Below are 2,542 nucleotides of genomic sequence, written 5' to 3'. Positions count from 1 at the left end.
GGGGCACGGGGAAAACGCGGGAAAACCGGCCGCCCCGGGCGGGGCGGGGCGGGCCTGTGGGCCCCGCCGGCGCTACCTTTGGGGCCCCGTGGGGCATTGGGCCCGCAAAAATACACCCGTTAGCCCCTCCGTGCTTCTTCGCCGCCTCCAGTACGCCAAGCTCGTGGCCGCCGATTTTCTGGCGGCGCTGCTGGCTTGGGCGGCGTTCTTCGGGCTGCGCAAGTACCTGCTGAATGAGCTGGCCGGCTACCGCTTCACGCCGGAAGCGGCCGCGGCGCTGGCCCTGGCCGCCCTGGCCATCGGCCTGGCCTGGACGGCCTTCTACGCCCTGGCCGGGCAGTACCGCAACGTGTTCCGCAAGTCGCGGCTGTCCGAGGTGCTGCGGCTGCTGCGGGTGTCGGCGCTGGGGGTGGGGGTGCTCTTCTTCGTGTTGCTGCTCGACGACCAGGGGGTGAGCAGCTACCACCTTTACTACCGCACGCTGGCGGCTTATTTCCTACTGCATTTTTCGTTCACGGCCTTGCTGCGCGTGGCCGCCGTGCGCAGCGTGCAGGGCCTGGTGCGGCGCGGCGCCATCTACTTCCCCACGCTGCTGGTGGGGGGCACCGCGCTGGTGCTCGACACGGCCCGCGACCTGGCCCGCACCGGCCGCCACCTGGGCCTGCGCGTGGAAGGCTTCGTGGCCCCCGAGGACGGACCCGTGGACGGGACCCTGGCCGCGGCGCTGCCCGCCTGCGGCACCTACGGCCAGCTGCCGGCCCTAGTGGGGGCCCTGCGCATCGAGGAGGTCATCATTGCCATCGACCCCAGCGAGCACCGCCGCATCCAGGAAATCCTTAGCCTGTTGGAAGGTACCCCCGTGCGCATCAGCATCCTGCCCGATCTGTACCAAATCCTGCTGGGCTCGGTGAAGGTAAACCACTCGTTTGGCACGCCGCTCATCGAAATCAAGCAGGACCTGCTGCCGCCCTGGCAGGCGGTCACCAAGCGCTTGTTCGACATGGTGGCGTCCCTGGGCTTCATCCTGCTGGCCTGTTGGGCGTATGCGTTCACGGCGTGCATGGTGTGGATTTCGTCGCCGGGGCCCGTGTTTTACCGGCAGGAGCGCATCGGTAAAAACGGGGTGCCGTTCGCCATCATCAAGTTCCGCTCGATGTACCTCGGCTCGGAGCGCCTGGGGCCCGCGCTCAGCTCCGACCGCGACCCGCGCGTGACGCCCTGGGGCCGCTTCATGCGCCGGGTGCGCCTCGACGAGCTGCCCCAGTTCTGGAACGTGCTGCGCGGCGATATGAGCGTGGTGGGGCCCCGGCCCGAGCGCCAGTTTTTCATCGACCAGATTGTGCAAGTGGCGCCCCACTACCGCCACCTGCACCGCGTGCGCCCCGGCCTCACCAGCCTCGGCCAGGTGAAGTACGGCTACGCCGAAACCGTGCCCCAGATGGTGGAACGCCTCAAGTACGACGTGCTCTACATCGAAAACATGAGCCTGGCCATGGACGCCCGGGTGATGCTCTACACGCTGAAAATCATCCTCGAAGGCCGCGGTAAATAAATCGCTGATTATGCAGATTAACCGTGATTTCGCTGATTTTTTCGTCGTTGCCGTTGTTTAACCCAAGCGCCTTTTTAATTCTCAAAAAACCCGTGATTAACCTGTGTAATCAGCGCTTTAAAAATCAGCGAAATCACGGTTAATCCGCATAATCAGCGATTTATGTTTACTGGCATCATTGAAACTTTGGGTACCATCAGCGCCGTGCGGCGCGAGGGCTCTAATACACACTTTACGGTTGAATCAAACTTTGCCCCGGAGCTAAAAATTGACCAGAGCGTGGCCCACGACGGCGTGTGCCTGACGGTGGTGGCCGTGGACGCGGCGGCGGGCACCCATGTGGTCACGGCCATCGCCGAAACCCTGCGCGTGACGAACCTGGGCCAGTGGGCCCCCGGCCGCAAAATCAACCTCGAACGCTGCCTGGCCGCCAACGGCCGCTTCGACGGCCACATTGTGCAGGGCCATGTGGACGCCACGGCCGAATGCGTGGGCATCGAGGACCAGGACGGCTCCTGGATTTTCCGGTTCCGGCACGCCCCGGGCCCCGGCCGCGTCACCGTCGAGAAGGGCTCCATCTGCATCAACGGCACCAGCCTCACCTGCTTCGAGAGCACCGACGACGCCTTCGCCGTGGCCATCATCCCGTACACCTACGAGCACACTGGCTTCCACCAGTTGCAAGTGGGCGAGGTGGTGAACCTGGAGTTCGACATTGTGGGCAAGTACGTGGCCAAGCTGCTGGGCCGCTAGGGCCCCGGCCCACCGGCCCCCGGCGCCCGCAGGAGCCTGAAAACGGGCCTTTTGCGGGAAAATGGCGGCGCGCCAGTGGTAGCGGGCGCGGGCGCTATATTGCGCGGCTCATTCGCCGTCTCTACCCGCGCAGATGGGCCACTTGATGGCATACAACGTATTTCCTGGCGCCTCCCGGCGCGGCGCCGTGCGCCGGTGGCTGGTGGGCGGGGCCGCCGTGGGGGGCCCTGTTGGGCC

At 65.7% G+C, this 2,542-nt stretch carries 2 protein-coding genes; both read left to right on the top strand.

Features of this window, described 5'->3' with window-relative positions:
* Window positions 1–130: 130 nt before the first annotated feature.
* Window positions 131–1,552, top strand: coding sequence for a sugar transferase (locus tag BEN49_RS14055; protein WP_070744394.1), 1,422 nt, complete (start codon window positions 131–133; stop codon window positions 1,550–1,552).
* Between the two features lie 162 nt (window positions 1,553–1,714).
* On the top strand, window positions 1,715–2,305 hold the full coding sequence (locus BEN49_RS14050) for a riboflavin synthase (protein WP_070744392.1): 591 nt from the start codon (window positions 1,715–1,717) through the stop codon (window positions 2,303–2,305).
* Window positions 2,306–2,542: the final 237 nt, after the last annotated feature.

Source organism: Hymenobacter coccineus (assembly GCF_001816125.1).
GTDB lineage: Bacteria > Bacteroidota > Bacteroidia > Cytophagales > Hymenobacteraceae > Hymenobacter > Hymenobacter coccineus.
This window is presented reverse-complemented; position numbering and strand designations above follow the sequence as displayed.

Bases quoted from the DNA above. Each gene is read 5' to 3' on its own strand.
- BEN49_RS14050 (WP_070744392.1), top strand. From the start codon at position 1,715: ATGTTTACTGGCATCATTGAAACTTTGGGTACCATCAGCGCCGTGCGG.